The sequence below is a fragment of the Tropicimonas sp. IMCC34011 genome, from assembly GCF_003390865.1.
Taxonomy (GTDB): domain Bacteria; phylum Pseudomonadota; class Alphaproteobacteria; order Rhodobacterales; family Rhodobacteraceae; genus Tropicimonas_B.
In genome coordinates this window covers 547,270-574,241 of record NZ_QMEJ01000002.1, presented here as the reverse complement: position 1 = coordinate 574,241, position 26,972 = coordinate 547,270, and the positions used below count along the sequence as shown (strand labels likewise).

The following is a 26,972-nucleotide window of genomic DNA, read 5'->3' as shown; positions in this document are numbered from 1 at the left end:
GTATACGCCTCTCAAATCGGCAGATGCCCGCGTTCTGCGCGCCATTGTGCCATTCCCGGCAATGTGATTGGCTCGATTCCATAAACCAATCAGGGAGCGAGTCATGTTTCGCCATCTCATCAAAGCAGCAGGCGTCGCCGCGATCGGCCTCGTCGCCGCCGGGTCCGCAAGCGCTCAGGAGCCGCAGTTCTTCCGCATCGGCACCGGCGGCACCGCCGGCACCTATTACCCGATCGGCGGCCTCATCGCGAACGCGATCTCCAGCCCTCCGGGCTCCCGTGCCTGCGAGGAAGGCGGCTCCTGCGGCGTGCCGGGTCTGATCGCGACCGCGCTGTCCGCCAACGGCTCCGTGGCCAACGTCAACGCCATTGCCGGCGGCACGCTGGAATCCGGTTTCGCCCAGTCCGACGTCGCCACCTGGGCGCAGACGGGCACCGGCATCTGGGAGGACCGTGAGGCGGTCGAGGGCCTGCGCGCCATCGCCAACCTCTACCCCGAGACGATCCACCTCGTCGCCTCCGCGGACAGCGGCATCGAGGGCGTGGCCGATCTCGCGGGCAAGCGCGTTTCGCTCGATGAGCCTGGCTCCGGCACCCTCGTCGACGCCCGCATCATCCTCGGCGCCTACGGCCTTTCCGAAGATGACGTGGACGCCGCGTTCCTGAAGCCCGACCAGGCCGCCGAGCGCATGCGCGACGGCGCGATGGACGCGTTCTTCTTCGTCGGCGGCTTCCCGGCCGGCGCCATCGCCGAACTGGCGAGCCAGGACGACATCACGCTGGTTCCGATCTCCGGTGACGAGGCCAGCTCGATCCGCGACGAGTACACCTTCTTCGCCGAGAACGTCGTTCCGGCCGGCACCTATGACGGCGTGGACGAGGACGTCACCACGCTGTCCGTCGGCGCCCAGTGGGTGACGAGCGCGGATCAGCCCGAAGAGCTCGTCTACGAGATCACCGCGGCCCTGTGGAACGAGAATACCCGCAAGCTGCTCGATGCCGGGCACCAGAAGGGCAAGGAAATCACCGCCGATACGGCGCTCGACGGTGTCGGCATCCCGCTGCACCCCGGCGCCGCCCGCTTCTATGAGGAGCAGGGCATGGAACTGCCGGAAGGTTCCGCGGCCGAGTAATCGCCTGATCACCCAATCACAGATCCGGGGGCGCCATGGCGCGCCCCCGGGTTTCAGCCATCGCCGGATCGCCCGGCTTCCCCGACAGTATGATTGCGATTGACCGCGTCGCCCCCGATCGGCGTATGCGGACCCTTCGGAGACACCCCGATGACCCAGCTTCCCGATCAAGAGCGCGCCGAGCATCTGACCGAAGAACAGATGAAGGAGCTGGAGGAGCGCTACGATCCCGAAGTGCGGTTCCGCCCGTTGCCGCCGATCCTCGGCTGGGTCACGGCGATCGCGCTGTTCGTGCTGTCCTGCTACCACTTCTACACCGCCGGTTACGGCATCCCGCAGGCGACGACCCATCGCGGCCTGCACCTCGCCTTCACGCTCGCGCTCGTTTTCCTGTCCTTCACGCTCTGGAACCGCCGCGACACGCCGCATCAGGGGATCCTCGCGCCGCTTGGCCTGCCGCTCTACGACTGGGCCTTCGCCATCGCCGGCGCCGTCTCCGCCTTCTACGTGCCGTGGATCTTCGATGACTTGGCGTTCCGCGTCGGCGCGCCGCTGCCGATCGACGTCATCATGGGAACCATCCTGATCGTCACCCTGCTCGAGGCGACACGCCGGGCGATGGGCTGGCCGCTCCCGGTCATCGCGCTGCTGTTCCTCGCCTACGCCTATTTCGGACGGTCCATGCCGGGGGTGCTGACCCATCCCGGCGCCGACTGGACCGGCATCGTCAACCACCTGTACCTGACGAGCCAAGGCATCTACGGCACCGCGCTCGGGGTCATATCGACCTACGTCTTCCACTTCGTGCTCTTCGGCGTGATGGCGACGCGGATCGGCCTCGGCCAGCTCTTCATCGACCTCGCCTCCGCGCTTGCCGGACGGTTCGCGGGCGGGCCGGCTAAGGTCTCCGTCGTGTCCTCGGCCATGCTCGGCTCGATCTCAGGCTCCTCCATCGCCAATACCGTCACCACCGGCTCGCTGACGATCCCGGCGATGATCCGGATCGGCTATCCGCGCCACTTCGCCGCCGCTGTGGAGGCCGCGTCCTCGACGGGCGGTCAGATCACGCCGCCGGTCATGGGGGCTGTGGCCTTCCTGATGATCGAGTACCTGGGTGTCCCCCTCACCACGATCCTCACCGCCGCCCTCGTGCCCGCGTTCATGCACTTCTTCGGCGTCCTCGTTCAGGTCCATCTCGAAGCGCGCCGCCGCGGCCTGCGCGGTCTGACGAAGGACGAGCTTCCCGTCGCCTGGACCGTCTTCAAGGCCGGGTGGCTCACGACGTTGCCGCTCTTCGTCCTCGTCGCCACGCTGCTCTCCGGGTACACGCCCTACCTCGCGGCGTTCTACGGCATCCTTGGCTGCATCCTCGTGCTGATCGTGCAGAACATCATCCGCCACGACCTCAGAACCGCTGCCATCGAGAGCGTGCGGGAAACGTGGGACGGCTTCGTCGTCGGTGCGAAATACTCGCTTTCCGTCACCGTGGCCGCCGCCCTCGTCGGCGTCATCATCGGTGTCGTCACGCTGACCGGCGTCGGCTTTAAGATCGCCTACATGGTCACCTCGGTCGCCGCCGGCTGGGCGACGGACGTGAGCACGTTCCTGTCGGTCCTGCCGTTCGAGATCATGTCCGTCGAGGCGCTGACGCTGCTCTTCACGCTTCTGATGACCGCAGTCGTCTGCGTTCTGATGGGCTGCGGCATCCCCACCACGGCGAACTACCTCATCATGATCGCCGTCGCGGCGCCGATCCTCGGGCTCCTCGGCGTGCAGCCCATCGTCGCGCACTTCTTCGTCTTTTATTACGGCGTGCTGGCGGACATCACGCCCCCGGTGGCCCTCGCAGCCTATGCGGCGGCCGGGATCGCGGATGCAAACGCCTTCAAGGCCGGCAACACCGCCTTCCGGCTCGGCATGGGCAAGGCGCTCGTCCCGTTCGTCTTCGCCTTCTCGCCATCGATGCTGCTCGTTACGGAGGGCTTCACATGGAGCGAGTTCTTCCTGTCGACCCTTGGCGCGATGGCGGGCATCTGGATGCTCTCCGCCGCATTCTCCAACTGGCTCTTCGCACCGCTCCGGGCCTACGAGCGGGTGCTTCTCGCCCTGTCCGCGATCCTGCTCGTGGCGCCGGATCTCTACGCCACGCTCATCGGTGTCCTGCTGATCCTGCCGGTTCTGATCCGGCAGTTCCCGGCGCTCCGTAAGGATCCGCTGGAGCGGGCGACCACCTAGGCTGGCGGCGCCTGGTTCGCGGCGACGCGCCAGGCGCCGGGCTCCCCTTCGAGGAGGGGAGAGAAGAAGGCCCCCTCGACCGGGAGCCGGTCCAGAAGGCCGCTCCAGCGCTCCGTCTGCAGCATCGCCGCGCCGAGAACGACGGGCGGCCGGCCCGCGAGATCCATGAGCTCCAGCCCCGCGCGCATGGAGCTGCCGGTGGAGATCGCATCGTCGATCATCACGGTCCGGCGCCCCTCGAGGAGCGGCAGCAGACGCGGATCGAGGTAGAGCCGCTTGGTGCTGTCAGGGCTCGTGATCGAGGAGAGCGGAACGGACAGCGCCGGATCGTACCAGAACTTGCGCGATGTCCCGAGGGGCACGTACCGCGTGTGGCCGAGCCGCTGCGCCACCGCCCGCGCCAGCGACAGGCCCAGCGTCGGCAGTCCGATGACGACCTCTGGCGCATGGGCCTTCAGCCGCTCCGCAAGGGCATCGGCGAGCGCTGCCTCGAACGCGAAGGAGGCCTGGTTCAGGATCAGGGAGGCGATGGCATTGCGTGTGCCCTTCAGCGGCCTGATGGGAAGCAGGAGCACGCGCCCATCCGGCAGCCGCGCCGGGTAGCTTCGGTCGAACGGCGCCGCCGGAGCCTCGCCTGCGCCCACAAAGTCCTGCCAGAAGTCGTGATCTTCCATGCCGCGTGACTACCTCTCACTGTCTCTTGCGGTTAAACTGTCCGGATGAAGGACAATATAGATTTCGACGCGCTCGCCGCGTTCCGCCAGGACCTGCATCGACATCCCGAACTTGGGTTCGAGGAGCACCGTACGGCGGCCGCCGTCGCCGCGCGCCTGCGGGCTCTCGGTCTCGAGGTCACGGAGAGCATCGCAGAGACGGGCATCGTCGGCACGCTTCGGGGAGGGCAGGGGCCGTCCGTCGGCCTCCGCGCGGACATGGACGCGCTTGCCATGTCCGAAACCTCCGGGCGCGCCTATGCTTCCGAGGTGCCGGGGCGCATGCATGCCTGCGGTCATGACGGGCATACCGCGATGCTCCTCGGCGCAGCGGAGGTTCTCGCCGCGGATCCGCCCGCAGGAACCGTGCACTTCATCTTCCAGCCCGCCGAAGAGGGGCGCGGCGGCGCGCGGCGCATGGTGGAGGACGGACTTTTCGAGCAATTCCCCTGCGATCACGTCTTCGGGCTGCACAACATGCCCGGCATTCCCTGTGATCGCATGGCCGTGGTCGCGGGGCCGCAGCTCGCCTCCTCCGATTCGTGGCGCGTGAGCTTCCGCGGCATCGGCTCCCATGGCGCGAAGCCCCATCAGGGGCGGGATGCGGTGACGGCGTCGGGGCAGTTTCTCGCCGCGCTCCAGACCATTCCGGGCCGCGTCGTCGATCCGCTGCAACCCGCCATCGTCAGCGCCTGCGCGGTCTCGGGGGGCGACATGAACGCGCTGAACGTGATCCCGGCCGAAGTGCAGATCGGCGGCACGGCGCGGGCCTTCTCGCCCGAGGTCAGAGACCAGCTGGAGACGGAGATCGGCCGTCTCGCGCACGGCATCGCTGCCTCGATGGGCGTCGAGGCGGATTACACGTTCATCCGGCGCATTCCGCCGGTCGTGAACGATGCGGGCGCCACGGCCATTGCGCTTGCCGCGGCCGAGGAGGTCTCGACCGGCGTGGATACGGGCTTTCCGCCTTCGACGGCCGGGGACGACTTTGCCTTCTTCTCCGCTGAGGCGCCGGGCGCCTATGTCTGGCTCGGCAACGGCCCGGCGCGGGACGGAGCGCTTCACCACAATCCCGGTTACGATTTCAACGACGACGCGCTTCCGACCGGCGTCGCGTTCTGGGTGGCGGTCGCACGGAAAGCCCTCGGCGCCTGACCTCATGCCGGTCCGAGGACCGGGCTCGGCAGGAGGCGCCCGGCGAGCGGGTCCGCGATGCCGAGATCGGTCTGGTGCGGCCCGGCATTGCAGGCGAGGGTCGCGCCCACAAGCGCCTTAAAGACGAGGTAGGGCGGGTTCCATTCCACGATCTCGTCCATCGCGGCCTTGAGCGCGGTGAAGCCCGCCGCGATCTCCGCCAGCGGCGCATCCGAAACGAGGCCGGCGACGGGCAGGGGCAGGAGGGCGGAGACCCGTCCGTCCTTCACCGCAACCATCCCGCCGCCGCAGGCGATCAGCGCCTCGGCAGCGACCGCGAGATCCTCGGGCCGGGCGCCGAAGAGGGTGAGGTTGTGACTGTCATGGCTCACGGTGGTGCCGAACGCGCCGCGCCAGCGACCCCATCCGGTCAGGAAGCCGGTACGAGGGGTCGAGGCGCCGCGACCGTGTCGGTGAAGCACGGAGATGAGCGTGGCGTCCTTCGGGGGCTGCACGCGCCCGTCCCTCACCTCGGCCACCGTCTCCCCCCATTGCGTGAACCGCGGACGCTCGATGGTGGCGACGCGGACGCGGGCCCCCTCGGCGCGCGGCAGGATCTCCTCCGGCGACGGGGCATCGCAACGCATGGTGCCGAGGAGCGCGGGCGGAACACGGCGCGGCTCCGGCGCGGCTGGACGGACGGGGGCGCCGTCCCGGATCACCCGCACGACGCTGACCGAAGCCAGGTCTTCCATCAGGACGAGATCCGCGCGTTTGCCGGGGCCGACGAGGCCGAGGTCGGGGCGACCGATCCGGAGCGCGCCGTTCAGTGTCGCCGCCTGAAGCGCACGCATCGGTGACAGGCCGTAACGCATGAGCCGGCGAAGAACGTCGTCGAGCCCGCCCGCGGCCGCCAGATCGTCGGGAAAGACATCGTCGGTGCAGAGCGTCACGGTGGGCGGAAGCTGAGGCAGCGCCTCCAGCACCTCCGCGAAGCCCGGAAGCAGGTGATCATGCGAGCCGCGCAGTTCGATCGTCATGCCCGCCTCGAGACGCGCGCGCAGGTCCTCGGGCGAGGTCAGCTCGTGGTCGGACGCGATTCCGGAGGCGGCATAGGCCTGCAGCGCGCCGCCCTCGAGGCTCCGTGCGTGGCCGCAGATCATCTTGCCGGAGGCGAGCGCAGCCTGAACGATGCCGCGCATCCGATCCGCGCGGCCGGTCACGGCGGCCATGTCCATCACCTCGGCGAGGCCGAAGGTGCCCGGCTCGGCCAGAAGGTCCGCGATGACGTCCGGCCCGAAGTCGGCGCCGGACACTTCATAGCCCGGTGCGGCGGGAACGCAGGAGGGAACGAGCGGCAGGAACCGCAAGGGAGAGGCGTCCGCCTCGCCGAGCGCGTAGTCCATGCCGGCCCGGCCGGCGACGTTGGCGAATTCGTGGGGGTCCCAGACGGCCGTCGTGACCCCCCGCGGCAGCATCGCGGCGGCATAGGCGGCCGGCGTGACCATCGAGCTTTCGACATGCATGTGCGTGTCGATGAAGCCCGGGGCGATCGTCAGCCCGTCGGCCTCGATCACCACGGCCGCTTCGCGGCCTTGGTCCGGCGCATGCACCGAGGCGATCAGGGCGCCGACGATGCCGACATCCGCTTGCCTCAGCGTGTGCGTCACGGGGCAGGCGATGCGTCCGCCGCGGATCAGCAGGTCGAACGGGGCACGGCCCATGGCGGCGGCGACGGCGCGGTCCCGCAGTTCGGGATCGGTGAGGTCGGCGTCGCTCATTCCACGCTGGCCCAGGATTGGAAGCACCACTCCCGCACCGCCTCCGCATCCACTTCGGCGGCAATCTCGGCATTGGCGGGACCCTCGACGCGCCGGGTCTGACCCCGGCGCTCGCCGTCGCTGATGTCCACCTCGAGGGCGATGTCCTCGAAGCGGAAGAGTTCCGGCGCAAGGAGGGCGGCGGCGGCCACGGGATCGTAGAGCGCCATGCTGCTTCTCCCGCGGGACAGGCCGATATCGAGATAGCCGCCCATCAGGTCCTGCAGCAGATCGCACGGCAGGCGCTGGATGTCCTCCTCGACGATCTGCACCTTCCGGCAGGCCTCGAGGTCGATCATGCGGATCCGGGTGCCGCGCTCCAGCAGAATTTGGACGGCCAGCGCATCGGCCAGCGCGTTGAACTCCGCGAACTCGGTATGGTTGCCCCGACCGAGGCTGCCGCCCATCCACGTGATCTCGTCGGGGCGCAGATCCGGGCGGGCGAGGGCGAGCGTGGCCAGATTGGTCAGCGGGCCGAGCGCGAGGATCGGACCTCCGCCCTCCTCGAGCCACGTCGTCAGGGCCGGAAGAGCGGACGATAGATCAGCGCGGCGCGGCGGCACCTCCATGCCTCGGGTCGGCATGCCGCGGGGGCCGAGGATCCGCTCGGCGGTCTCGATCCGTCCGAGGAGCGGCCGGTCCGCTCCGGAGAAGAGGGCGCAATCGCCGCAGAAGAGCTCCGCCGCACCGGCGGCGTTCTCGCAGGCTCTGGGCAGCGTGCTGCAGCCGAAGGAGACGGAGACGCCGGCGACGGGAACACGCGCCGTGATCGCGAGGATCGCGAAGAGATCGTCCACGCCCATATCCGTGTCGATCCAGACGGGCGGCGCGGCAGGGTCGATGGCGTCGGCACTCATTTTGCTCTCTCCAGCGTCACGGCCCTCTCGCGGGGCAGGTCGAAGGCAACCGTCTCACCGATGCCGTGGGCGGGACGCTCGGCTGCGACATCTGCCTTGATCTGGCCGAACTGCGTATCGAGGACATAGTCCCGCCGCTCCCCGGCGAAGGAGACGCCCTGGACGCGCCCCTCGTAGGGCCCGCTGCCCAGCTCCACGGCGCTCGGGCGCCAGGCCAGCGCGGTGCCGTCCTCCTGCGGCAGGATCGTTTCGAAACCGACGAAATCGGCGACGAAGCCGGTGGCGGGACGGTTGTAGATCTCTTCCGGGCTGCCCTGCTGTTCGATCCGGCCGCCGCGCATGACGATGATCCGATCGGCGAGGGACAGCGCCTCGGCCTGGTCGTGGGTGACGAAGATCATGGTGACGCCGGTCTCGCGCTGGACGCGTTGCAGCTCCATCCGCATCTCGAGGCGCAGGCGGGCGTCGAGGTTGGACAAGGGCTCGTCGAGCAGAAGCACCTTGGGCTGCATCACCAGCGAGCGCGCGAGGGCGACGCGCTGCTGCTGGCCGCCCGACAGCTCCGCCGGCATCCGGGAGGCGAAGTCTGAAAGGCCCACCGTCGCCAGTCCCTCCCTGACCCGCGCATCGACATCCGGCGACTTCTTCATACGAAGGCCGAAGGCGACGTTCTCGTAGACGCTGAGATGCGGGAAGAGCGCGTAGGACTGGAAGACGAGCCCGACCTCCCTGCGCGAGGGCGGCACCCGCGTCACGTCCCGCCCATCGATGGTGATGGTGCCGGAGCTTGGATTGAGCAGGCCCGCGATGGCCCGCATCGTCGTGGTCTTGCCGCAGCCCGATGGCCCGAGAAGACAGATCAGTTCGCCCTTCGCGATCTCCAGATCGAGCGCGGGCACGGCGACGGTGTCGCCATAGGTCAGGGTCAGGCCCTGGAGTGAGACATAGTCAGACATAGCGGGACAATCCGAGGAACCGCTCGGCGGCGAAGACGATCGCGATCGACAGCGCCGCAAGGAGCGCGGCGAGCGCCGCCACCGAGGGGTCATAGGTGATTTCCATGTAACCGATCATGTCGATCGGCAGCGTGGTGATGCCGGGGCCGGAGAGGAAGAGGGCGACCGGCACCTCGTTGAAGGAGGTGACGAAGCCGAGGATGAAGGCGGCGAGGATGCCGCCCCGGATGTTCGGCAGGACGACCCTGAGGAACGCACCGAGCCGGGAGCAGCCGAGCATCACCGCGGCTTCCTCGATATCGGCGCGCAGGTTGTCCATCGAGGCGGAGACGACCCGGACGGCATAGGGCAAAACGAGCGCCGTATGCGCGAGGAAGAGCGCCAGCCCGATGCCGATCCCGGTCGGGATCACGAGGTAGCGCAGGAGCGCGAGGCCGACGATGATGCCGGGCACGATGATCGGCGCGGAGACGAGGAGGCGCACAAGCTCCGCCCCGCGCACGTCGTAGCGGGCCATGGCGTAGGAGGCCGGCACGCCCAGGATCAGCGCGGCGAGCGGAGAGCACAGGCCGAGCCAGATCGAGATCGCGAAGGAGGAGCGGAAGCTGTCGATCGAGAAGACCTTCTCGAACCATTGCAGCGACAGCCCGTCCGGCGGGAATGCCATCACCGGACCCGCCGAGAGGGCGGCGCCGAGGATGATGATGAAGGGGCCGATCAGGAACACCAGAAGGAGCGATATCACGGTCCAGGCGGCGATGCGGTTCATGCTGCGGTCCTCCGCTTCACGGTGGCGAGGCGGCGCAGGACGAGGTTCGCACCGAAGCACATGAGGATGAGGATAAGGGCGATGACGCTGGCGGAGGCAAAGTCCCGGGCGACGGTCACGCGCTGGTAGAGCAGCGTCTCCAGCATCAGGACCTTGGAGCCACCGAGGATCGCGGGGGTGATGTACGCGGTGAGCGAGCCGGTGAAGACGAGCGTTCCGCCGATCACGAGGCCCTCGCGGGTTAGCGGCAGGATCACCCGCAGGAAGACCTGGACCCAGCTCGCGCCCAGAAGACGGGCGGCGGGGACGGCGTCCGACGGCATGTTCTCCATCGCGGAGATCAGGCTGACGATCATCAGCGGCATGAAAAGCTGCAACAGACCGATGAAGACGGCCGTCTCGGTGAAGAGAAAGCGGATCGGTTCGATCCCGAAGAGGCCGAGGGTTTCGTTCACGATCCCGGTGCGGCCGAGGATCACGAGCCAGGCATAGGTCCGCGCGACGGGGGAGATCATCAGCGGCAGGATCACGAGGCCGAAGATCCGCCCGCGCGATTTCGGCGGCAGGGAAACGATGGCGAAGGCCGCGACGTAGCCGATGATTGCGGCGGTGAGCGTGACGAGAACACCGAGCTTCAGCGTGCGCCAGAAGACGGCGCGGTAGCGCGGGTCGGCGAAGAAGTCGGAATAGGCGGAGAGCGAAAACCCGCCCTCGGGGCCGACGAAGGCCTCCGAGAGCAGGATGGCGACCGGCACCAGGAACAAGGCCGCGGCGAAGAGCGCCGCGGGCAATGTCAGCGATAGACCGGTCGTGCGGTTGCCGAAGACGCTACTGGACAACGAGAGCGTTCCACTGCTCGATCCAGGCGTCGCGGTTGTCGACGATGGCCTCGGGCGGCAACAGGTCGAGCTGTGCGACGGTCTCGGCGCCGTAGGTCAGGTTCTCGGCCGCCTCGTCGGAAACGGTGACCTCGGCATTGGCGGGGCTGTCCACAAGACCCTCGGCGAGCTTGGTCTGGACCTCGGTGGAGAGCCAGTAGTCCATGAACCGCGTCGCCAGCTCCTCGTTGCCGTTGTTCGCCGTCATGACCATGACGTTCAGGCCGCCGGTCTGGCCTTCCTCGGGCTCGGCCCAGGCGATGGGCAGGCCGCTGTCCTTGAACTGGCCCCAGGCGAAGCGGCCGATCGGAGCAGCCCAGATCTCTTCCTGCATCATCAGCTGCGCGAGCTGGGAGGACCGGACGTAGAAGGTGACGATGTCGTCGGCATGCTCGCCGAGCGCTTCCATCGGCGCCTCGAGGGAGGTGTCATCGTCGCCGAGCGCCTTGCCGAGCATGTAGAGGGCCGGGGGGCCCTGGTTCGTCGTCACGTCCGGGAAGGCGACGTTGCCGGCGAGCTCGTCGGAGAGAAGATCGCCCCAGCTCGTCACCTCGACCTTGTCGGTGCGGTAGGCGATGGAGGTCGCGTAGAAGGTGTAGCCAATCGCTTCGCCATTGCCGAGCGGGTCCTTGGCGAGATCGTAGAGCTTGTCGAAGTTCTCGAGCGCATCGGTGTCGATCGGCTGGAGAAGGCCGTCGCGGGACGCTTCGAGCGCGTCGTGGACGGAGACCACCGCCATGTCGATCACCGGGCTTTCCCGGTTGGCGGCAATCTTGGCCAGCCGCTCGACGGAGTTGCCGGTCTCGACGATGACCTCGCAGCCCGTTTCCTCTTCGAAGGGCGTGTAAAGGATCTCGTCGAACTCGTCCTGGGCGAAGGAATAGACCGAGATGGTCAGTTCGCAATCCTGGGCGTTCGCGGCGGGCGCGAGGGCCAGCACGGAGGCGCCGGCGATGAGGGAGCGTTTCAGCATGGGATGGTCTCCTGTCGGGGTTTGGTTCTCAGCGCCGTCGAGGCGCGCGGGATGAGCGTCATGGGGACGCGCATCGGGGGCGGTGCGGGCCGCCCTTCTAATATTGCGGTGAGGGTCGCGATCGCGTGGCAGCCGATGGCGTTCGCATCCGCGACCAGCGTCGTGAGTGCCGGGCGCATGACCGAGGCGAAGACGAGATCGTCGAAGCCGGAGAGGGCGACCTGCTCCGGGACCTCTATGCCGGCCTCGTTCAGAGGTCCGAGGATCTGCAGGGCGACGAGGTCGGACGTGGTCGCGATGGCGGTGGCGCCGCGCCCGATCGCATCGAAGCAGGTCGCGATGCCGTCTTCCGCGAGCCAGGCGGTCGTGGCCGTCATGCCGTCGCCGAGGCTCTCGCGCATGCCGGCGATGCGGTCGCGCTGGACCGGCGAGGCGTCGCTGTCGCCGATGAGGACGAGGCGCGAATGACCGCGTTCGGCGAGGTGACGCACGATGGTGGCGCCGCCGCCGCGATGGTCCGCCGAGACGGTATTGCCTGGCGTCGAGGGCGTGTCGATCAGGGCATGCGGCACCGGCGGGGTTTGGAGGACGGTGCCGCGGCGGGGGATGATCACGAGCGCGTCGACGCCGCGCTGGAGCATCCGCGCGATCGCCTCTTCCTGGGCACCGCGCTCTCCGTGACTGTCGGCGATGAGGATGCCGTAGCCGGCCGTCTCGCTGTGGCGCTGGATCGCCTGCGCCATGCGGGGGAAAAGCGGGTTGGACAGATCCGGCAGGATCAGGCCGAGCATTTGCGAGCGCCCGGTGCGCAGGGCCCGTCCAGCGGGGCCGGGGCGATAGCCCAGCCGGTCCGCCTCGGCCCGGACCCGCTCGGCGAGGTCCGCCGAGACCCGCCCCGTGCCGCGCAGGGCGTTGGACACGCTGGCCGGGGAAACTCCCAGCGCATTCGCGATGTCCTTGAGCTTCGGCTGCACGCGCTGCGGTCCCTCTTCTGCCGTCGTCTGGGGGGCGGACGAGTCGCCGCCGGGGTAAATCGTTTAATCATACCTGAAGCGACCGACCGCCCTCGGTCAAGGCTGAATTCCGCCGAATGGTTATCGATACGCGCATAGTTTCCCCCGGATTGCGCCGGAGATGGGCGCTTTCGGCGCGAACGATGATGAAATGTGCACGTTGTGCACATGCGTGTCCTCGCCGGTTCTCTTTTTCGTGGCGCTGAAGTAGGGACGGGCGGCGGACAGCGGGGAAGGAGCCATGTCGGGACAAGGGTGCTGCATCGGCCCCGGAGCGGGCGCCCCGGTCGGGGAGGCGGAGCATGTCGCCGCCGTAGAGGCTGTCATGCCTGCCACAGAGGCGGTACAGGCCGAGCTCAGGGCAAGGCTGACCGAAATTCCCGGTGGCATCTTCGAGATGGGAGCGCGCACGTCCACCTATCCCGGCGATCTCGACGCGCCGCGCCGGAAGGTCCGCATTTCCCCTTTCCTGATGTCCCCCGTCGCCGTGACCAACGCCGACTATGCCCGCTTCGTTGAGGCGACCGGCTATCGTACCCTGGCCGAGAGGTTCGGTTGGAGTTTCGTGTTCCACTTGGCTCTGAGTGAGCCCGCGCGCTTCCCGAACTCTCCCCCCGGCCTTCGCTGGTGGCGTCAGGTCGAGGGCGCGACATGGGCTGCACCCGAAGGACCCGGCAGCACGTGGGAGGGGCGCGCCGATCACCCGGCGGTCCATCTCGCCTGGTACGATGCGGTTGCCTATTGCCGCTGGGCCGGCCTGCGCCTGCCGCGGGAGGCCGAATGGGAGCGGGCCGCGCGGGGCGGCAAGGCGCGCCTGAAGTTTCCCTGGGGCAATCAGCGCGAGCCGGGCGGGGTGCATCGGATGAACGTCTGGCAGGGCCGGTTCCCGGACGAGAACACCGCCGAGGACGGCTTCATCGGCACCGCGCCCGTCACCGCCTTCGAGCCGAACGGTTATGGCATGATGAACATGACTGGGAATGTCTGGGAATGGGTGGCGGACCGCTATGGCCCCCGTCCGGCGCCGGGACGCATGCCGGAGCGCGACCCGGAGGGGCCGGCTGAGGGCACGGCGCGGATCCAGCGCGGCGGCTCGTTCCTCTGCCACGAGAGCTACTGCGACCGCTACCACGTCCATTCCCGTACCCGGAACGATCCCGACAGCTCGACGAGCAACGCGGGGTTCCGGGTGGCGGCCGACCTGTAGCCTGCACGCCCCGGTTCCGGGGCGGCGCCGCCGGTCCGCGGATGAAGCCTCGACTTCCCATCGTCCGAACGTCAGGATCTCCGCCATGTCAGACAGCTTCGTGAGCCCATGAAACGCCCCGGTTTCTTCGACGTCCAGAGCCACAGCCTGCGTCCGCTGTGGCTGCGCCTCCTGATCGTCGCGCTGGTGTGCGCCTGGGCGATCTCGGAGGTCCTGCGCGAGGCCTGGGCCTGGGCGGCGCTGTCGGGAGCGGCGGCGATCTACCTGATCCACCAGCTTCTCATCGCATTCGATCCCGGCCCGCCCCCCGGCGAGGATTAGGGCCGGAAGAGCGTCCGCGCCTCCCGCACCTCGGCTTCGATGAACTCCGCGGCGATCCGCACGCGCTGCGCCACGCGGAGGTTCTCGTGCCACGCCATCCAGTAGGTCCGCGTCACGATGTGGCCCGGCAGGACCGGCACGAGGTCCGATCCGGCGGCCATGAAGTCGTGAACGATGCCGATCCCGGCGCCCGAGCGGACGGCGGCGAGCTGGCCCACGGCGGTGGAGACCTCGATCCGGGAGCGCCAGCCGGGCAGGATCTCACCGGCATAGGCCAGCTCGGAGGTCGGGATCATGTCCTCGACATAGCCGACGAGGTCGTGCCCCTCGAGATCGGCGGGGGTGGCGGGGGTGCCGCACCTGGCGAGATATCCCGCCGAAGCGTAGCATCTCAGCGTGTAGTCGGCGAGGCGCTGGACCCTGAGCCGCCCGCGATCGGGCCGGCCGACCATCACCGCTATATCCGCTTCCCGCCGCGAGAGGGAGAAGGCATGCGGCATCGGCACGAGCTCGATGCGCAGGTCGGGATAGATATGGGTCAGGCGGTGGAGGCGGGGAGCGAGGAAGGCCGCGCCGAACCCGTCCGGAGCGCCGATCCGGATCGTCCCGCGCACCTCGCCCCGGCGCCCCTGGAGGCGCGCGAGGCTTTCCAGCATCTCGGCCTCCATCCGCTCCGCCGCCTCGAAGATGATCTGTCCGTCCTCCGTCAGCTCCGATCCGCGGGTGGTGCGTTCGAGAAGTCGCGCGCCGACGGCCTCCTCCAGCGCCGAGACGCGCCGCGACAGGCGGGCCTGCGACGTGCCGAGGCGCTTCGCCGCGCCCAGCATCTGCCCCTCCCGCGCGACGGCGAGGAAAAACTTCGCATCATCCCAGTCCATACGTTTGCGTATAACGGATCGCCGCTGGCGTCTATTTCTATGCGGCGATGGCTGTGCGATCGTCGCCGGCATCACAGTCAGGGAGAGGATCCATGAGCATGACCGAGATCGGCCACTACATCTCCGGCGCCCGCACCGCAGGCACGTCCGGGAATACCCAGCCCGTCTACAATCCCGCCACGGGGGACGTCGCAGCCGAAGTTGCGCTTGCCTCCCGTTCCGAGGTGGACGCCGCCGTCGCCGCCGCGAAGGAGGCATTTCCGGACTGGTCCGGGCAGACCCCGCTGAAACGCGCCCGCGTCCTCTCCCGGTTCAAGACGATCCTCTGGGAGCGCATGGCCGAGCTTGCCGAGGCGATTTCCGCCGAGCATGGCAAGACCCATGAGGATGCGCTCGGCGAGGTGACGCGCGGCCTCGAGGTGGTCGAGTTCGCCGTTGGCATCCCGACCCACCTGCAGGGCGACTTCTCCGCCAATGTGGGCTCCGGCGTGGACAGCTACTCGGTGCGCTCGCCCCTCGGTGTCGTCGCCGGGATCACGCCGTTCAACTTCCCGGCCATGGTGCCGATGTGGATGTTCCCGGTCGCGCTTGCCTGCGGCAACACCTTCGTCCTCAAGCCGTCGGAACGGGACCCGTCGGCGTCGCTCCTGATCGCCGAATGGCTGACCGAAGCGGGCCTGCCGGACGGCGTTTTCAATGTGGTGCAGGGGGGCAAGGAGGCGGTCGACGCGCTTCTTGAGAATCCCGATGTCAGGGCGATCTCCTTCGTCGGCTCCACCCCCATCGCGAAGTACATCCACCGCACGGGCACCGCGAACGGCAAGCGGGTGCAGGCTCTGGGCGGCGCCAAGAACCATGCCGTGATCATGCCCGACGCCGATCTCGACATGGCGGCGAATGCCCTGATGGGCGCTGCCTTCGGCTCCGCCGGGGAGCGCTGCATGGCGGTGTCCGTCGCGGTTCCGGTGACGGACGCGGTCGCCGATGCGCTGATCGAGAAACTGGTGCCGAAGATCGAGGCGCTGAAGATCGGTCCCTCGACGGACAGCGCCTCCGAGATGGGCCCGCTCGTGACGAAGGAGCATCTCGAGAAGGTGCGCGGCCTGATCGGACGCGGCGAGGAAGAAGGCGCGCAGATCGTCGTCGACGGGCGCGACTTCCGCCAGGACAAGCAGGGCTTCGAGAACGGCTACTACATCGGCGGGACGTTGATCGACCGGGTGGAGCCGGAGATGGACGTCTGGAAGGAGGAGATCTTCGGGCCGGTCCTGTCGATGGTGCGTCGCGCGTCCTACCAGGAGGCGGTCGATCTGATCCACGCGCACAACTACGCCAACGGGACGGCGATCTTCACCCGCGACGGCGATGCGGGACGCCGGTTCGCGCAGGACATCGAAGTCGGCATGGTCGGTGTGAACGTGCCGATCCCGGTGCCGATGGCGTTCCATTCCTTCGGCGGCTGGAAGGACTCCATCTTCTCCGATCATGCCATGCACGGGATGGAGGGCGTCCGCTTCTACACCCGGATCAAGACCACGACGATGCGCTGGCCGACCGGCGTTCGCACCGATGCCGAGTTCTCCATGCCGACGCTCGGATAACCCGGTCCTTCGGTGATCCGAACCACCGTCTGGCTCCGCACTGCTTAGGATGCGGGGCCAGCAGGCGCTTCAGGGGCCGATGCCGCCTTGGCGCAGGGGGGCGTGGTCAACCGCCGCAGAACGTCTCGTAAAGCGCGGCCATCACGGCTTCGATCTGCGGATCGTCGATGCGGTAATGTATGGCCTGCCCCTCGCGGCGGGTGGCGACCATGCCCGCCTCGCGCATCTTCGCAAGGTGCTGGGAGAGGGCAGACTGGCTGAGGCCCACGGTCCTTTGCAGGGCGCCCACCGTGCGCTCCCCCTTCGACAGCTCGCACAGGATCAGCAGCCGCTTGGTGTTCGCCATGAGCGACAGGCGTGCGGCAACGTGGTCCGCACGCGTTTCGAGAGCGTCGATGGAAGGGCTGCAAGGGAGCGTCATATTAGCGTTGACTTATTTAGGGTCTGCTAATAGATAGCTGTCGCAGTCCGGAAGGGCAAGTCTGGAGCGACACGACATGGAAACAGGCACGATCACCCCCTTCACACCCCTTGCCTCCCTCGGGGGCGGAGTGATGATCGGGCTTGCTGCGGTCATGGTCATGGCGCTGTTCGGCCGGATCGCGGGGATTGCCGGGATCACGCGCGGGACGCTCGGGGTGATCCTTCCGGGGGCAGGGGGATCGGACGGTCGCGACTGGCGCGCGGCGTTCCTCCTGGGGCTCCTCGCAGCGCCGGTCCTCGTGATGGTCGCGGGCGGAAGAGTGCCGCAGACGGTGCCGGAGGCGCCCTTTCCGATGATCCTCGCGGGCCTTCTCGTTGGGGTCGGAACGGCGCTCGGATCCGGCTGTACGTCCGGACACGGCGTCTGCGGCCTGGCGCGGCTCTCCCGGCGGTCCCTCGCGGCGGTGGGAACGTTCATGGCGGTCGCCTTCGCCACGGTCTTCGTCCTCCGCCACGCCCTGGGAGCCGCGTGATGCGTCCCGTCTTCGGGTTCATCACAGGCCTTATCTTCGGCCTGGGGTTGATCGTCTCGGGCATGGCGGACCCGGCAAAGGTCCTCAACTTCCTCGATCTCTTCGGAACGTGGGACCCGTCCCTCGCCTTCGTCATGGGCGGAGCGATGACGACCGCCTTCATCGGCTACCGCCTCGTCCTGCGACGACCGTCGCCCCTCCTCGGCACGGAGTACGACATTCCCGCCACAAGCGGCATCGACCGCAACCTGATCGCGGGCTCCGCGCTCTTCGGGCTCGGCTGGGGGATCGGCGGTTTCTGTCCCGGACCCGCCCTCACCGCGCTGCCACTCGGCGCGCCCGGCACGCTCCTTTTCGTGCCCTCCATGCTGATCGGCCTGTGGCTCGGCGCACGGGCGGGCGCTCTCTCCTCCTCGTCACGAAAGACCCACGCATGACCTCTCCCCTCAAAGAGCGTATCGTCCGGCATTCGCCGAGCCGCGGGGCGGGCAGCCCCGATGTCTGGGGGATCTACGAACCCGATACCGGGTCGATCCAGTATGTCTGCGCCGATCCCGCGACGAAGGACGCGGCACTGATCGACATCGTCTGGAACCTCGATCCCAAGCATTACCGCTTCTCCACCGAGAGCCTGGATCAGGTGCTCGCGCTGGCCCGGCGGGAGGGGCTGAACGTTACTTGGGTGCTCGACACGCACCCCCATGCCGATCACGTCACGGCCTCCGCGATCGCGGGCGAACGGACGGGCGCGCCGACCGGTATCGGCGCCCTCGTCCCCCGGATCGCCAAGATCTGGGAGGGCATCTACAATACACCCGGCGCGTTCGACGTCACGCGGGACTACGACCGGCTCTTCGTCGAAGGAGAACGGATCCCGCTGGGACAGCTGGAGATGCAGGTGATGCTCTCGCCCGGCCATACGCTCGGCTCGATCAGCTATGTCTGCGGGGACGCGGCGTTCACGCATGACACGCTGATGCAGCCGGACGTGGGGACCTCCCGCGCCGATTTTCCGGGCGGCACGACAGAGGAGCTCTGGGACTCGATCCAGGCGATCCTCGCCCTGCCGCCGCAGACGCGCTGCTTCGTCGGCCACGATTACGGCACCTCCGAGCGGCGGGAGCCGGAGTGGGAGGCGACGGTCGCTGAGCACAAGGCGCGCAATCCGCATGTTAAGGACGGCACGAAGAGGCAGGACTACATCGACCGGCGAGACGCGCGCGATGCCACGCTGGCGCTGCCAGACCGGATCTTCGCCGCGCTCCAGATCAACCTGCGCGGCGGTCGCTTGCCGGAGCCGGAGGCGGACGGGGCGTCCTACCTCAAGATCCCCGTAAACAAGTTCTGATCCCCGGATGAGCCTCGCCCGGTACCTGCCCGTGTTCGACTGGGGCCGCCGCTACGACCGCGCGGCGCTGACCGGCGATCTCGTGGCCGCGGTGATCGTCACGATCATGTTGATCCCGCAATCGCTGGCCTATGCCATGCTCGCGGGGCTGCCGCCGGTGGTGGGCCTTTACGCCTCGATCCTGCCGCTGGCGCTCTACGCGATCTTCGGCACATCAAGCTCCCTCGCGGTCGGGCCGGTTGCGGTGATCTCGCTCCTGACGGCGAGCGCTGCGGGGGCCGTCGCGGTGCCCGGAAGCGCGGCCTATATCGAGGCGACAGTGGCGCTGGCGCTCCTGTCGGGCGCGATCCTTCTGGCGATGGGGCTCTTTCGTCTCGGGTTTCTCGCGAACCTGCTGTCCCACCCGGTGATCTCGGGGTTCATCACGGCGTCCGGTCTTCTCATTGCGGCATCGCAGGTGCGCCATATCCTCGGCGTCTCCGCCGGTGGCGGGACGTTTCCCGAAACGATCCTGGCGCTTCTCGTGGCCCTGCCGGAGACGAACTGGCCCACGCTTATCATCGGAGGGGCGACGATCGGCTTTCTCTTCTACGCGCGGTCCCGCCTCTCGCCCGTGCTGAGGCGGGCCGGGATGCCGGAGCGGCGTGCGGCGCTCCTCGCCCGGACGGCGCCGGTGGTGGCGGTGGTCCTGTCGATCCTCGCGGTGATCGTCCTGGGCCTTGCCGGAAGGGGCGTCGCGGTCGTGGGGGACGTGCCGCGGGGCCTGCCGCCCTTGTCCCTGCCATCGGCGGACCTTGCGCTCTGGGCGCGCCTCCTGCCGGCGGCGTTCCTCATCTCCGTGGTGGGGTTCGTCGAGTCGGTCTCCGTCGCCCAGACGCTCGCGGCGAAGAAGCGGCAGTCGATCCGGCCCGATCAGGAGCTGATCGGCATCGGCATGGCGAACCTCGCCGCGGCAATCTCGGCCGGCTACCCCGTCACGGGCGGCTTCGCACGCTCGGTCGTGAACCACGATGCTGGGGCCGAGACGCCGGCCGCCGGTGCCTATACCGCCGTCGGCATCGCTTTGGCCTCGCTCTTCCTGACGCCGCTTCTGCGGAACCTGCCCGTCGCCGTCCTCGCCGCGACGATCATCGTGGCGGTGCTGTCGCTGGTCGATTTCGGCGCCCTCCTGCGGACCTGGCGCTATTCCCGGATCGACTTCATCGCCATGGCCGGAACGATTCTCGTGACGCTCGGGGTCGGTGTGGAGGCAGGGATCCTCGCCGGCGTCTCGCTCTCGCTTCTCTTGCATCTCTGGCGCGGCTCCCGGCCGCACGTGGCGGAGATCGGGCAGGTGCCGGGGACGCGGCATTTCCGCAATCGCCTGAGGCACGACGTGGCGATGGACCCGGCCGTCCTGTCGCTGCGGATCGACAGTTCGATCTGGTTCGGCAATGCGCGGGCGGTGGAAGACGTCCTGCAGGATGCGGTGGCGGGGCGCGACAAGCTGCGGCACCTGGTCCTGAACTGCGCCGCGGTGAACAGTGTCGATGCCAGCGCGCTCGAAAGCCTCGAGCGGTCGCGCGCGCGGCTTGCGGATCAGGGGATCGCGCTGCATCTGTCCGAAGTGAAGGGGCCGGTCATGGATCGGCTCGCCCGTACCGATTTCATCGAGCATCTGGGCGGAACGGTGTTCCTGTCCCATCACGAGGCGATGACGGCCCTTGCGCCCGAAGCGACGGCTCTCGCAGATGCCGCGCCCCGACCTGTCATCGATGCGCGCCGCCCTTCGCCGGAGCGACCTGCGCTTCCGGACTGACCTGAGGGTCAGACGCAGGCCGTGGTCCGGGGAGAACCCTCACGCCGACCGCAGCGCACCAGCTGAAAGTCCGGAGCGGTTAACCTCGCTGTAAGCTCTGTCGTGCGATGGCTCGGTCCGAGAACGGATGGAGGGTCGCGCTGTGGTCGACGTTATGCGGACGAAACTGGACGGGGTCTTCCTCCTGGCGCCGAAGCGCTTCGGGGATGTCCGGGGGTTCTTTGCCGAGACCTATCGCCGCGACGCGCTGCGCAAGGCGGGGATCGAGACGGAGTTCGTGCAGGACAACCATTCCCTTTCCCACGCTGCCGGGACGGTCAGGGGGCTGCATTACCAGTCGCCGCCCCATGCGCAGGCCAAACTGGTGCGCTGCGGCAAGGGACGCCTGTTCGACGTCGCCGTCGACGCGCGGGCGGGCTCGCCGAGCTACGGTCAATGGGTCGGGTATGAGCTGTCCTTCGAGAACGGTCTGCAATTGTTCATCCCGGAGGGCTTCCTGCACGGCTTCATGTCGCTCGAGGACGATACCGAGATCGTCTACAAGTGCTCCGATCACTACGCGCCGGACTGCGATGGCACGGTGCACTGGCAAAGCTGCGGGATCGAATGGCCGAAGACGGGTCTGGCGCCGCTTCTGTCGGAAAAGGATGCGGCAGCCGTGCGGTTCAACGCCTTCAAGTCGCCGTTCGTCCATGCGGGAGTGCCGGCATGAGGATCCTGATCACGGGCGGTGCGGGCTTCATCGGATCGGCGGTCGTGCGCCTCGCCGTCGCCCGCGGGCATGAGGTCGTGAACGTGGACGCGATGACCTACGCGGCCTGCGAAGCGAATACGGGCCGTGCCGCCGAAACCGGGCGCTACACGCTGGAGCGCGCCGATATCAGGGATCGCGGACGCCTCGATGCGATCTTCGCGGAGCATCGCCCGGACGCGGTGATGCATCTCGCCGCCGAAAGCCATGTCGACCGCTCCATCGACGGGCCGGGCGCGTTCGTCGAGACGAACGTGATGGGCACCTTTCATCTCCTCGAGGCCGCCCGCGGCCACTGGATCCAAAGGGGCAGGCCGGAGGGCTTCAGGTTCCACCACGTCTCGACCGACGAGGTCTTCGGCTCCCTCGGCGCCACAGGGGCGTTCACCGAGGATACCCGCTACGATCCCCGATCGCCCTATTCGGCGACGAAGGCAGCGTCGGACCATCTGGTGCGCGCCTGGCACGAGACCTACGGTCTGCCCATGGTCCTGACCAACTGCTCCAACAATTACGGTCCCTTCCAGTTTCCCGACAAGCTGATCCCCGTGGTGATCCTCAAGGCGCTGGCGGGGGAGGCGATCCCGGTCTACGGCGCCGGACGCAACGTGCGGGACTGGCTGCACGTGGAGGACCATGCCGACGCGCTCCTCGAGGTGCTGAGCGAGGGGCAGGACGGACGGAGCTACGCGATCGGCGGCGAGAACGAGGCCCGCAATATCGACCTCGTCCACACGATCTGCGCCATCCTCGACGAGGAGCGCCCCGCCTGGGCGCCGCACTCCTCCCTGATCCGGTTCGTGGAGGACCGTCCCGGCCACGATGCACGCTACGCGATCGATCCCGCCCGGATCCGCGAGGAGCTCGGGTGGCGGCCGTCCATCTCCCTTGCGGAGGGGCTGCGGCAGACGGTTCGGTGGTATATCGTGAACGAGGACTGGTGGCGCCCGCTCATGACCAGAAGCGGGGCAGGGGAGCGGATGGGGATGGCAGCATGATCCTCGTCTTCGGCAAGTCGGGACAACTCGCCCGTGAAATTGCCCGCCGGGCGCCGGATGCCCTCTGCCTCGGCCGCGAGGATGCCGACCTGACGCGCCCCGAGGGCTGCGCGCGACTGATCCGGTATCACCGGCCGTCCGCCGTCATCAACGCCGCCGCCTATACCGCCGTCGACCGCGCCGAGAGCGACGAGGACACGGCCCGCCGCATCAACGCGGATGCCCCTGCCGCCCTGGCCCGCGCCTCCGCCGACGTCGGCTGCCCCTTCGTTCACGTCTCCACCGATTACGTCTTCGCAGGCGACGGCGAGAGGCCGTTCACGCCGGAGGACGACACCGCCCCTCTCGGCGCCTACGGCCGCACCAAGCTGGCCGGCGAGGAGGGCGTCCGGGCGGCCGGCGGCGTCCACGCGATCCTACGCACGAGCTGGGTCTTCAGCGCTCATGGCGGCAACTTCGTCGCATCCATGCTGCGACTGTCCGCAACGCGGGACACGCTCTCCATCGTCGGCGATCAGATCGGCGGGCCGACCCCCGCCGGCGCCATCGCGGAGGCCTGCCTGACCATCGCGGCCCAGCTCGCGCGCGATCCGTCCCTCGCCGGAACGTATCATTTCAGCGGTGCGCCCGATGTCAGCTGGGCCGGCTTTGCCGAAGAAATCTTCCGTCAGTCGGGGCGGTCCGTCACCGTCACGCCGATCCCGTCATCGCACTATCCGACGCCGGCGCGGCGTCCGATGAACTCCCGGCTCGACTGCGGCACACTCCATCGCTTCGGCCTCGAGCGGCCGGACTGGAAGGCGGCGCTGCGCGAGGTTTTGTTGGAGATGTCCGAGCCGTCCGAGGGGGCCTGAAGACCCAGGCTGCCCCGGGGTAAAATAGCTGTTTGACCGCGAGCACGCCCGCCCCGATGATGCCGCCTGACCAAAGCGGACAGGAGCGTGACCGATGGCCCTCGATAGAGACATGACACTTCCGGGGCGGGACACGATTCGCGCCGCCCACTGCAAGACCGAAGTGGATGTCCTGGCCGATCTCGCGGCGCGCGATCCGCTCCCGTCCGACCTGCTCGCCCGGGCCGAAACCCGCGCCGCCGACCTCGTCCGCAAGGTCCGCTCGGACGGCGATCCGGGCCTGATGGAGGCCATGCTCGCCGAATACGGCCTCTCGACGCAGGAGGGCGTGGCGCTCATGTGCCTCGCCGAGGCGCTTCTGCGCGTGCCCGACTCGCCCACCATGGATGCGCTTATCGAGGACAAGATCGCGCCGTCCGAATGGGGAACGCATCTTGGCCGTTCATCCTCTTCGCTCGTCAACGCCTCGACCTGGGCGCTGATGCTCACCGGACGTATCCTCAGGGACGATGACGGCGGCGGGATCGCAGGGACCCTGCGCGGCGCCGTGAGGCGGCTGGGTGAACCTGCCATCTCGAGGGCCGCGCGGCAGGCGATGCGCGTGATGGGCGCCCAGTTCGTCCTCGGCCGGGACATCGACGAAGCTCTGTCCCGCGCGAAATCGCAGGGACGGCAAGGCTATACACACAGCTTCGACATGCTGGGCGAGGCCGCGATGACGCAGGCGGATGCCGATGCCTACTTCGCGTCCTACAAGTCCGCCATCGACCGGATCGCCCGCGCCGCGAAGGGACGCGGTCCGACCGAGGATCCGGGCATCTCGATCAAGCTCTCCGCGCTTCACCCGCGCTTCGAGGAAACCCACCGGGAGGCCGCCGTCGCGGCGCTCGTTCCCCGCGTGGCGGAGCTTGCAGGGGATGCCGCGAACGCCGGGATCGGCCTCAATATCGACGCGGAGGAATCGGGGCGCCTCGAGATGACGCTGGACGTCTTCGGCGCGCTCCTCACCGAACCGGCCCTGTCGGGATGGGATGGCCTGGGATTCGTGGCTCAGGCTTACGGTTTGCGCGCCGGCCCCGTGATCGACTGGCTGCACGATGCGGCCGAAGCGGCCGGGCGACGGATCTGTGTGCGTCTTGTGAAGGGGGCCTACTGGGATGCCGAGATCAAGCGGGCGCAGGAGCTCGGGCTGGACACATTCCCGGTCTTCACCCGCAAGCCGGCCAGCGACGTCTCCTGGCTGCGCTGTGCCCATCGTCTGCTTGAGGCACGTGACCGGATCTACCCGCAATTCGCCACCCATAACGCGCACTCCATCGCGACCGTGGTGGAGATGGCCGGGAACGATCGGGACGGGTTCGAATTCCAGCGGCTTCATGGCATGGGCAGCGCCGTCCACGATGCGGTCATGGCGCGCGAGGGGACGCGATGCCGCATCTACGCTCCGGTCGGGGCGCACCGCGATCTGCTCGCCTATCTCGTCCGGCGCCTTTTGGAGAACGGTGCGAACAGCTCCTTCGTGAACCAGCTCACCGACGAATCCGTCGCTCCGGAGAAGGTCGCGGCGGATCCCTTTGCGGCCGTCGAGGTGGCCGGCGAGAACCGCGCCGTGGTTCGGCCTGCCGACATCTACGCTCCGGATCGCCGGGCGGCCAAAGGATGGGACCTCGAGGACCGGGCCGCACTGCAGGCGCTGGAAGCCGCCGTGGCGGAGACGAAGGCCGAGCCCGAGTCAGGCCCGCGCCTGGCGATCGAGCCCATGGGCGGGCCCGTCCCGATCGACATCACGAACCCCGCGACAGGCGCTCGCGTCGGGTCCGTGCGTGAAGCGACGCCGGAGGAGGCGACGGCCGCATTCGAGGCGGCCACTGTCTGGGACGCTCCGGCGGAGCGCCGCGCCGAGGTGCTTGTCAGAGCGTCAGACCTGATGGAGGCGCAGGCGGCGGAGATCTTCGATCTGCTCGCACGCGAGGCCGGAAAGACACGCGCCGACGCGATCGCCGAGCTGCGCGAGGCCGTCGATTTCCTGCGCTACTACGCCCGTCGGGGAACCGAACTTGCGGGTCCCCCGCGCGGCCGGATCGTCTGCATCAGCCCGTGGAACTTCCCGCTTGCGATCTTCACCGGCCAGATCGCCGGGGCGCTTGCTGCCGGCAATGCGGTTCTCGCCAAGCCCGCCGAAGCGACGCCGCTCATCGCCGCGCTCGCCGTTGACCTTCTGCACGAGGCCGGCGTGCCGCGAGGTGCGCTGCAGTTTTTGCCCGGCACCGGCGCCGCGCTCGGCGCGCCCCTGGTGTCCGATCCGCGGGTGGACGGCGTGCTCTTCACCGGTTCGACCGGAACGGCCCAATCGATCGGCCGGGCGCTCGCCGCCCATGCCGCCCCGACGTCGCCTCTCGTAGCGGAAACCGGCGGACTGAACGCGATGGTGGTCGATTCGACAGCGCTGCACGAGCAGGCCGTCCGGGACATCATCACCTCCGCCTTCCAGTCCGCCGGCCAGCGCTGTTCGGCGTGCCGCATCCTCTACGTGCAGAGCGATGTGGCCGATGCCCTTCTCGACATGCTCTTCGGCGCAATGGATCTGCTTCGACTCGGCGATCCGTCGGACATCCGGACCGATGTCGGGCCGGTCATCGGAGCGGAGGCCAAGGCCGGGATCGAGGCCCATATCGAGGCCGCGCGCAGGGACGGGCGCCTGCTCAAGCAAGTCGCCGCGCCGGAAGGCGGGCATTTCGTGGGGCCGGCCGTCATCGAGGTCGGCGGAATCTGGAGCCTGGAGCGGGAAGTCTTCGGCCCGGTGCTGCACGTGGCCCGGTTCAAGGCCGACGATCTCGAGCGGGTGATCGAGGATATCAACGGCGCCGGATACGGTCTGACCTTCGGACTGCATACGCGGATCGACAACCGCGTTCAGGAGGTCCTGCAGCGGATCCGGGTCGGCAATACCTACGTCAACCGAAACCAGATCGGTGCGGTGGTGGGCTCGCAGCCCTTCGGTGGCGAGGGGCTTTCGGGAACCGGTCCGAAGGCGGGCGGACCGTCCTATGTCGCACGTCTTGCGGATCCGGGACGCCGGGCGGCAGTAGAGGTCGAGGGGCCGGTCGCCGATGAAGCCGCGGTTCAGGCTGCGATCGATGCCGCCCGCCCGCCGGAAGGCCGCAAGGCCGAGGTGCGGGAGATGCCGGGGCCGACCGGGGAGACCAACCGCCTGACGACCCTCGGCCGCGGAACGGTGCTCTGTCTTGGTCCGGGGCGCGAGGCGTCGGCGGAGCAGGCGGAGATTGTCCGCAGGGCGGGCTGCGCGGCCGTACTCGTCACACCGGGTGCGACGGGGGCGGATGCCGTGGAGGGCCGGTTGTCCGCCGAGGCGCTCGGGCGGCTCACGGGATTCGCCGGCGTGGCCTGCTGGAGCGAGGACGAGGCGCGGCTCCGCGCGATCCGCGTGGCGCTCGCCGGCCGGGAAGGGGCCGTTCTGCCGCTCTGGGCCGAAGAGGACCTGGCCGCCCGTGCCCGGCTCGAGCGGCATGTCTGCATCGATACGACGGCGGCCGGCGGAAACGTCTCCCTCCTTGCGCGCGCCGGCGAAGGGTAACATCTCGCTCCCGTCTGGTTGCCCGGTTCATCCTGGGTGTCGAGTCGGGAGCGGACGTCGTGGCAACGAGATGCGGAAAGCGTCGCTTGCTCGAGAGGAACCGCACGTGGATCGATCCGCGCCCGGCTAGGGCCCGTAGATCGCGCCACACTCCGTGATCGATGGGAGGACGTTGGCAGATTGAG

24 protein-coding genes are annotated in these 26,972 nt (G+C 68.5%); 14 read left to right on the top strand and 10 right to left on the bottom strand.

Annotated features, from left to right (window positions below; all coding sequences use genetic code 11):
* Nucleotides 1–103 precede the first annotated feature (103 nt).
* Together DQG15_RS09115 and DQG15_RS09110 are read left to right on the top strand one after the other, a co-directional pair.
* Entirely contained in the window at nt 104–1,132 is a 1,029-nt protein-coding gene (locus tag DQG15_RS09115) for a TAXI family TRAP transporter solute-binding subunit (RefSeq protein ID WP_116084582.1), read from the top strand.
* A gap of 150 nt (nt 1,133–1,282) precedes the next feature.
* Nucleotides 1,283–3,367 (top strand): TRAP transporter permease, encoded by a 2,085-nt coding sequence (locus DQG15_RS09110; protein WP_116084580.1) that lies wholly within the window; start codon nt 1,283–1,285, stop codon nt 3,365–3,367.
* Here DQG15_RS09110 and DQG15_RS09105 read toward each other — a convergent pair.
* Nucleotides 3,364–4,041 carry a phosphoribosyltransferase gene (locus DQG15_RS09105; RefSeq protein WP_116084578.1) on the bottom strand — a complete coding sequence of 226 codons (678 nt, stop codon included), beginning with the start codon at nt 4,039–4,041 and terminating at the stop codon, nt 3,364–3,366. The two genes, DQG15_RS09110 and DQG15_RS09105, sit on opposite strands and share 4 nt — an antisense overlap.
* A gap of 45 nt (nt 4,042–4,086) precedes the next feature.
* Here DQG15_RS09105 and DQG15_RS09100 point away from each other — a divergent pair, with 45 nt between their 5' ends.
* Nucleotides 4,087–5,235, top strand: a complete 1,149-nt coding sequence (locus DQG15_RS09100) for an amidohydrolase (protein ID WP_116084577.1) — start codon at nt 4,087–4,089, stop codon at nt 5,233–5,235.
* A 2-nt stretch (nt 5,236–5,237) separates the two neighbouring features.
* On the opposite strand, the gene DQG15_RS09095 is transcribed toward DQG15_RS09100, so the two are convergent.
* From DQG15_RS09095 to DQG15_RS09065, 7 genes are read right to left on the bottom strand one after another with little or no spacing between them, the layout of a single operon-like run.
* On the bottom strand, nt 5,238–6,995 hold the full coding sequence (locus DQG15_RS09095) for an adenine deaminase (protein WP_116084575.1): 1,758 nt from the start codon (nt 6,993–6,995) through the stop codon (nt 5,238–5,240).
* Nucleotides 6,992–7,891, bottom strand: a complete 900-nt coding sequence (locus DQG15_RS09090) for a nucleoside hydrolase (protein WP_116084573.1) — start codon at nt 7,889–7,891, stop codon at nt 6,992–6,994. Before DQG15_RS09090 ends, DQG15_RS09095 begins: the two co-directional genes overlap by 4 nt.
* Nucleotides 7,888–8,847 (bottom strand): ABC transporter ATP-binding protein, encoded by a 960-nt coding sequence (locus DQG15_RS09085; protein WP_116084572.1) that lies wholly within the window; start codon nt 8,845–8,847, stop codon nt 7,888–7,890. Before DQG15_RS09085 ends, DQG15_RS09090 begins: the two co-directional genes overlap by 4 nt.
* Nucleotides 8,840–9,616: an ABC transporter permease gene (locus DQG15_RS09080; RefSeq protein ID WP_116084570.1), complete on the bottom strand. Its 777-nt coding sequence runs from the start codon at nt 9,614–9,616 to the stop codon at nt 8,840–8,842. The genes DQG15_RS09085 and DQG15_RS09080 overlap by 8 nt, the downstream gene beginning before the upstream one ends.
* A complete protein-coding gene (locus DQG15_RS09075; RefSeq protein WP_116084568.1) occupies nt 9,613–10,455 on the bottom strand; it encodes an ABC transporter permease in 843 nt (280 codons plus the stop codon). The genes DQG15_RS09080 and DQG15_RS09075 overlap by 4 nt, the downstream gene beginning before the upstream one ends.
* Entirely contained in the window at nt 10,445–11,467 is a 1,023-nt protein-coding gene (locus DQG15_RS09070) for a PotD/PotF family extracellular solute-binding protein (protein WP_198665114.1), read from the bottom strand. The genes DQG15_RS09075 and DQG15_RS09070 overlap by 11 nt, the downstream gene beginning before the upstream one ends.
* Nucleotides 11,461–12,441, bottom strand: coding sequence for a LacI family DNA-binding transcriptional regulator (locus tag DQG15_RS09065; RefSeq protein ID WP_116084567.1), 981 nt, complete (start codon nt 12,439–12,441; stop codon nt 11,461–11,463). Before DQG15_RS09065 ends, DQG15_RS09070 begins: the two co-directional genes overlap by 7 nt.
* A gap of 280 nt (nt 12,442–12,721) precedes the next feature.
* On the opposite strand from DQG15_RS09065, the gene DQG15_RS09060 reads away from it, so the two are divergent.
* Nucleotides 12,722–13,687: a formylglycine-generating enzyme family protein gene (locus tag DQG15_RS09060; RefSeq protein WP_232830776.1), complete on the top strand. Its 966-nt coding sequence runs from the start codon at nt 12,722–12,724 to the stop codon at nt 13,685–13,687.
* 108 nt (nt 13,688–13,795) lie between these two features.
* Nucleotides 13,796–14,008: a hypothetical protein gene (locus DQG15_RS09055; protein ID WP_116084565.1), complete on the top strand. Its 213-nt coding sequence runs from the start codon at nt 13,796–13,798 to the stop codon at nt 14,006–14,008.
* On the opposite strand, the gene DQG15_RS09050 is transcribed toward DQG15_RS09055, so the two are convergent.
* Nucleotides 14,005–14,886 (bottom strand): LysR family transcriptional regulator, encoded by an 882-nt coding sequence (locus tag DQG15_RS09050; RefSeq protein WP_116084563.1) that lies wholly within the window; start codon nt 14,884–14,886, stop codon nt 14,005–14,007. The genes DQG15_RS09055 and DQG15_RS09050 overlap by 4 nt on opposite strands.
* Nucleotides 14,887–14,984: 98 nt before the next feature.
* Between DQG15_RS09050 and DQG15_RS09045 the strand changes: the two genes are divergently transcribed.
* Nucleotides 14,985–16,487: a CoA-acylating methylmalonate-semialdehyde dehydrogenase gene (locus tag DQG15_RS09045; RefSeq protein ID WP_116084755.1), complete on the top strand. Its 1,503-nt coding sequence runs from the start codon at nt 14,985–14,987 to the stop codon at nt 16,485–16,487.
* A 106-nt stretch (nt 16,488–16,593) separates the two neighbouring features.
* Here DQG15_RS09045 and DQG15_RS09040 read toward each other — a convergent pair whose 3' ends face one another.
* Nucleotides 16,594–16,908 (bottom strand): helix-turn-helix transcriptional regulator, encoded by a 315-nt coding sequence (locus DQG15_RS09040; protein WP_116084562.1) that lies wholly within the window; start codon nt 16,906–16,908, stop codon nt 16,594–16,596.
* 76 nt (nt 16,909–16,984) lie between these two features.
* Here DQG15_RS09040 and DQG15_RS09035 point away from each other — a divergent pair, with 76 nt between their 5' ends.
* From DQG15_RS09035 to putA, 8 genes are all read left to right on the top strand, one after another.
* The gene (locus tag DQG15_RS09035; protein WP_116084560.1) at nt 16,985–17,443 is read left to right on the top strand and encodes a YeeE/YedE family protein; all 459 of its coding nucleotides are present in this window, start codon (nt 16,985–16,987) and stop codon (nt 17,441–17,443) included.
* Entirely contained in the window at nt 17,443–17,880 is a 438-nt protein-coding gene (locus DQG15_RS09030) for a DUF6691 family protein (RefSeq protein WP_116084558.1), read from the top strand. Before DQG15_RS09035 ends, DQG15_RS09030 begins: the two co-directional genes overlap by 1 nt.
* On the top strand, nt 17,877–18,791 hold the full coding sequence (locus DQG15_RS09025; RefSeq protein ID WP_116084557.1) for an MBL fold metallo-hydrolase: 915 nt from the start codon (nt 17,877–17,879) through the stop codon (nt 18,789–18,791). The genes DQG15_RS09030 and DQG15_RS09025 overlap by 4 nt, the downstream gene beginning before the upstream one ends.
* A 7-nt stretch (nt 18,792–18,798) precedes the next feature.
* The gene (locus DQG15_RS09020) at nt 18,799–20,589 is read left to right on the top strand and encodes a SulP family inorganic anion transporter (protein ID WP_116084555.1); all 1,791 of its coding nucleotides are present in this window, start codon (nt 18,799–18,801) and stop codon (nt 20,587–20,589) included.
* Between the two features lie 154 nt (nt 20,590–20,743).
* Nucleotides 20,744–21,301, top strand: coding sequence for a dTDP-4-dehydrorhamnose 3,5-epimerase (gene rfbC / locus DQG15_RS09015; RefSeq protein ID WP_304466042.1), 558 nt, complete (start codon nt 20,744–20,746; stop codon nt 21,299–21,301).
* Nucleotides 21,298–22,338: a dTDP-glucose 4,6-dehydratase gene (gene rfbB, locus DQG15_RS09010; RefSeq protein WP_116084552.1), complete on the top strand. Its 1,041-nt coding sequence runs from the start codon at nt 21,298–21,300 to the stop codon at nt 22,336–22,338. The genes rfbC and rfbB overlap by 4 nt, the downstream gene beginning before the upstream one ends.
* Complete coding sequence (gene rfbD, locus DQG15_RS09005; RefSeq protein WP_116084550.1) at nt 22,335–23,192, top strand: dTDP-4-dehydrorhamnose reductase; 858 nt, start codon at nt 22,335–22,337, stop codon at nt 23,190–23,192. The genes rfbB and rfbD overlap by 4 nt, the downstream gene beginning before the upstream one ends.
* Nucleotides 23,193–23,304: 112 nt before the next feature.
* Nucleotides 23,305–26,787, top strand: a complete 3,483-nt coding sequence (gene putA / locus DQG15_RS09000) for a bifunctional proline dehydrogenase/L-glutamate gamma-semialdehyde dehydrogenase PutA (RefSeq protein WP_116084754.1) — start codon at nt 23,305–23,307, stop codon at nt 26,785–26,787.
* The last annotated feature ends 185 nt before the right edge of the window (nt 26,788–26,972 follow it).

Bases quoted from the DNA above. Each gene is read 5' to 3' on its own strand.
- rfbD (WP_116084550.1), top strand. From the start codon at position 22,335: ATGATCCTCGTCTTCGGCAAGTCGGGACAACTCGCCCGTGAAATTGCC.
- DQG15_RS09025 (WP_116084557.1), top strand. From the start codon at position 17,877: ATGACCTCTCCCCTCAAAGAGCGTATCGTCCGGCATTCGCCGAGCCGC.
- DQG15_RS09020 (WP_116084555.1), top strand. From the start codon at position 18,799: ATGAGCCTCGCCCGGTACCTGCCCGTGTTCGACTGGGGCCGCCGCTAC.
- DQG15_RS09085 (WP_116084572.1), bottom strand. From the start codon at position 8,847: ATGTCTGACTATGTCTCACTCCAGGGCCTGACCCTGACCTATGGCGAC.
- rfbC (WP_304466042.1), top strand. From the start codon at position 20,744: ATGCGGACGAAACTGGACGGGGTCTTCCTCCTGGCGCCGAAGCGCTTC.
- DQG15_RS09070 (WP_198665114.1), bottom strand. From the start codon at position 11,467: ATGCTGAAACGCTCCCTCATCGCCGGCGCCTCCGTGCTGGCCCTCGCG.
- DQG15_RS09080 (WP_116084570.1), bottom strand. From the start codon at position 9,616: ATGAACCGCATCGCCGCCTGGACCGTGATATCGCTCCTTCTGGTGTTC.
- DQG15_RS09030 (WP_116084558.1), top strand. From the start codon at position 17,443: ATGCGTCCCGTCTTCGGGTTCATCACAGGCCTTATCTTCGGCCTGGGG.
- DQG15_RS09055 (WP_116084565.1), top strand. From the start codon at position 13,796: ATGAAACGCCCCGGTTTCTTCGACGTCCAGAGCCACAGCCTGCGTCCG.
- DQG15_RS09060 (WP_232830776.1), top strand. From the start codon at position 12,722: ATGTCGGGACAAGGGTGCTGCATCGGCCCCGGAGCGGGCGCCCCGGTC.
- DQG15_RS09095 (WP_116084575.1), bottom strand. From the start codon at position 6,995: ATGAGCGACGCCGACCTCACCGATCCCGAACTGCGGGACCGCGCCGTC.
- DQG15_RS09035 (WP_116084560.1), top strand. From the start codon at position 16,985: ATGGAAACAGGCACGATCACCCCCTTCACACCCCTTGCCTCCCTCGGG.
- DQG15_RS09115 (WP_116084582.1), top strand. From the start codon at position 104: ATGTTTCGCCATCTCATCAAAGCAGCAGGCGTCGCCGCGATCGGCCTC.
- DQG15_RS09105 (WP_116084578.1), bottom strand. From the start codon at position 4,041: ATGGAAGATCACGACTTCTGGCAGGACTTTGTGGGCGCAGGCGAGGCT.
- rfbB (WP_116084552.1), top strand. From the start codon at position 21,298: ATGAGGATCCTGATCACGGGCGGTGCGGGCTTCATCGGATCGGCGGTC.
- DQG15_RS09110 (WP_116084580.1), top strand. From the start codon at position 1,283: ATGACCCAGCTTCCCGATCAAGAGCGCGCCGAGCATCTGACCGAAGAA.
- putA (WP_116084754.1), top strand. From the start codon at position 23,305: ATGACACTTCCGGGGCGGGACACGATTCGCGCCGCCCACTGCAAGACC.
- DQG15_RS09090 (WP_116084573.1), bottom strand. From the start codon at position 7,891: ATGAGTGCCGACGCCATCGACCCTGCCGCGCCGCCCGTCTGGATCGAC.
- DQG15_RS09045 (WP_116084755.1), top strand. From the start codon at position 14,985: ATGACCGAGATCGGCCACTACATCTCCGGCGCCCGCACCGCAGGCACG.
- DQG15_RS09050 (WP_116084563.1), bottom strand. From the start codon at position 14,886: ATGGACTGGGATGATGCGAAGTTTTTCCTCGCCGTCGCGCGGGAGGGG.
- DQG15_RS09040 (WP_116084562.1), bottom strand. From the start codon at position 16,908: ATGACGCTCCCTTGCAGCCCTTCCATCGACGCTCTCGAAACGCGTGCG.
- DQG15_RS09100 (WP_116084577.1), top strand. From the start codon at position 4,087: ATGAAGGACAATATAGATTTCGACGCGCTCGCCGCGTTCCGCCAGGAC.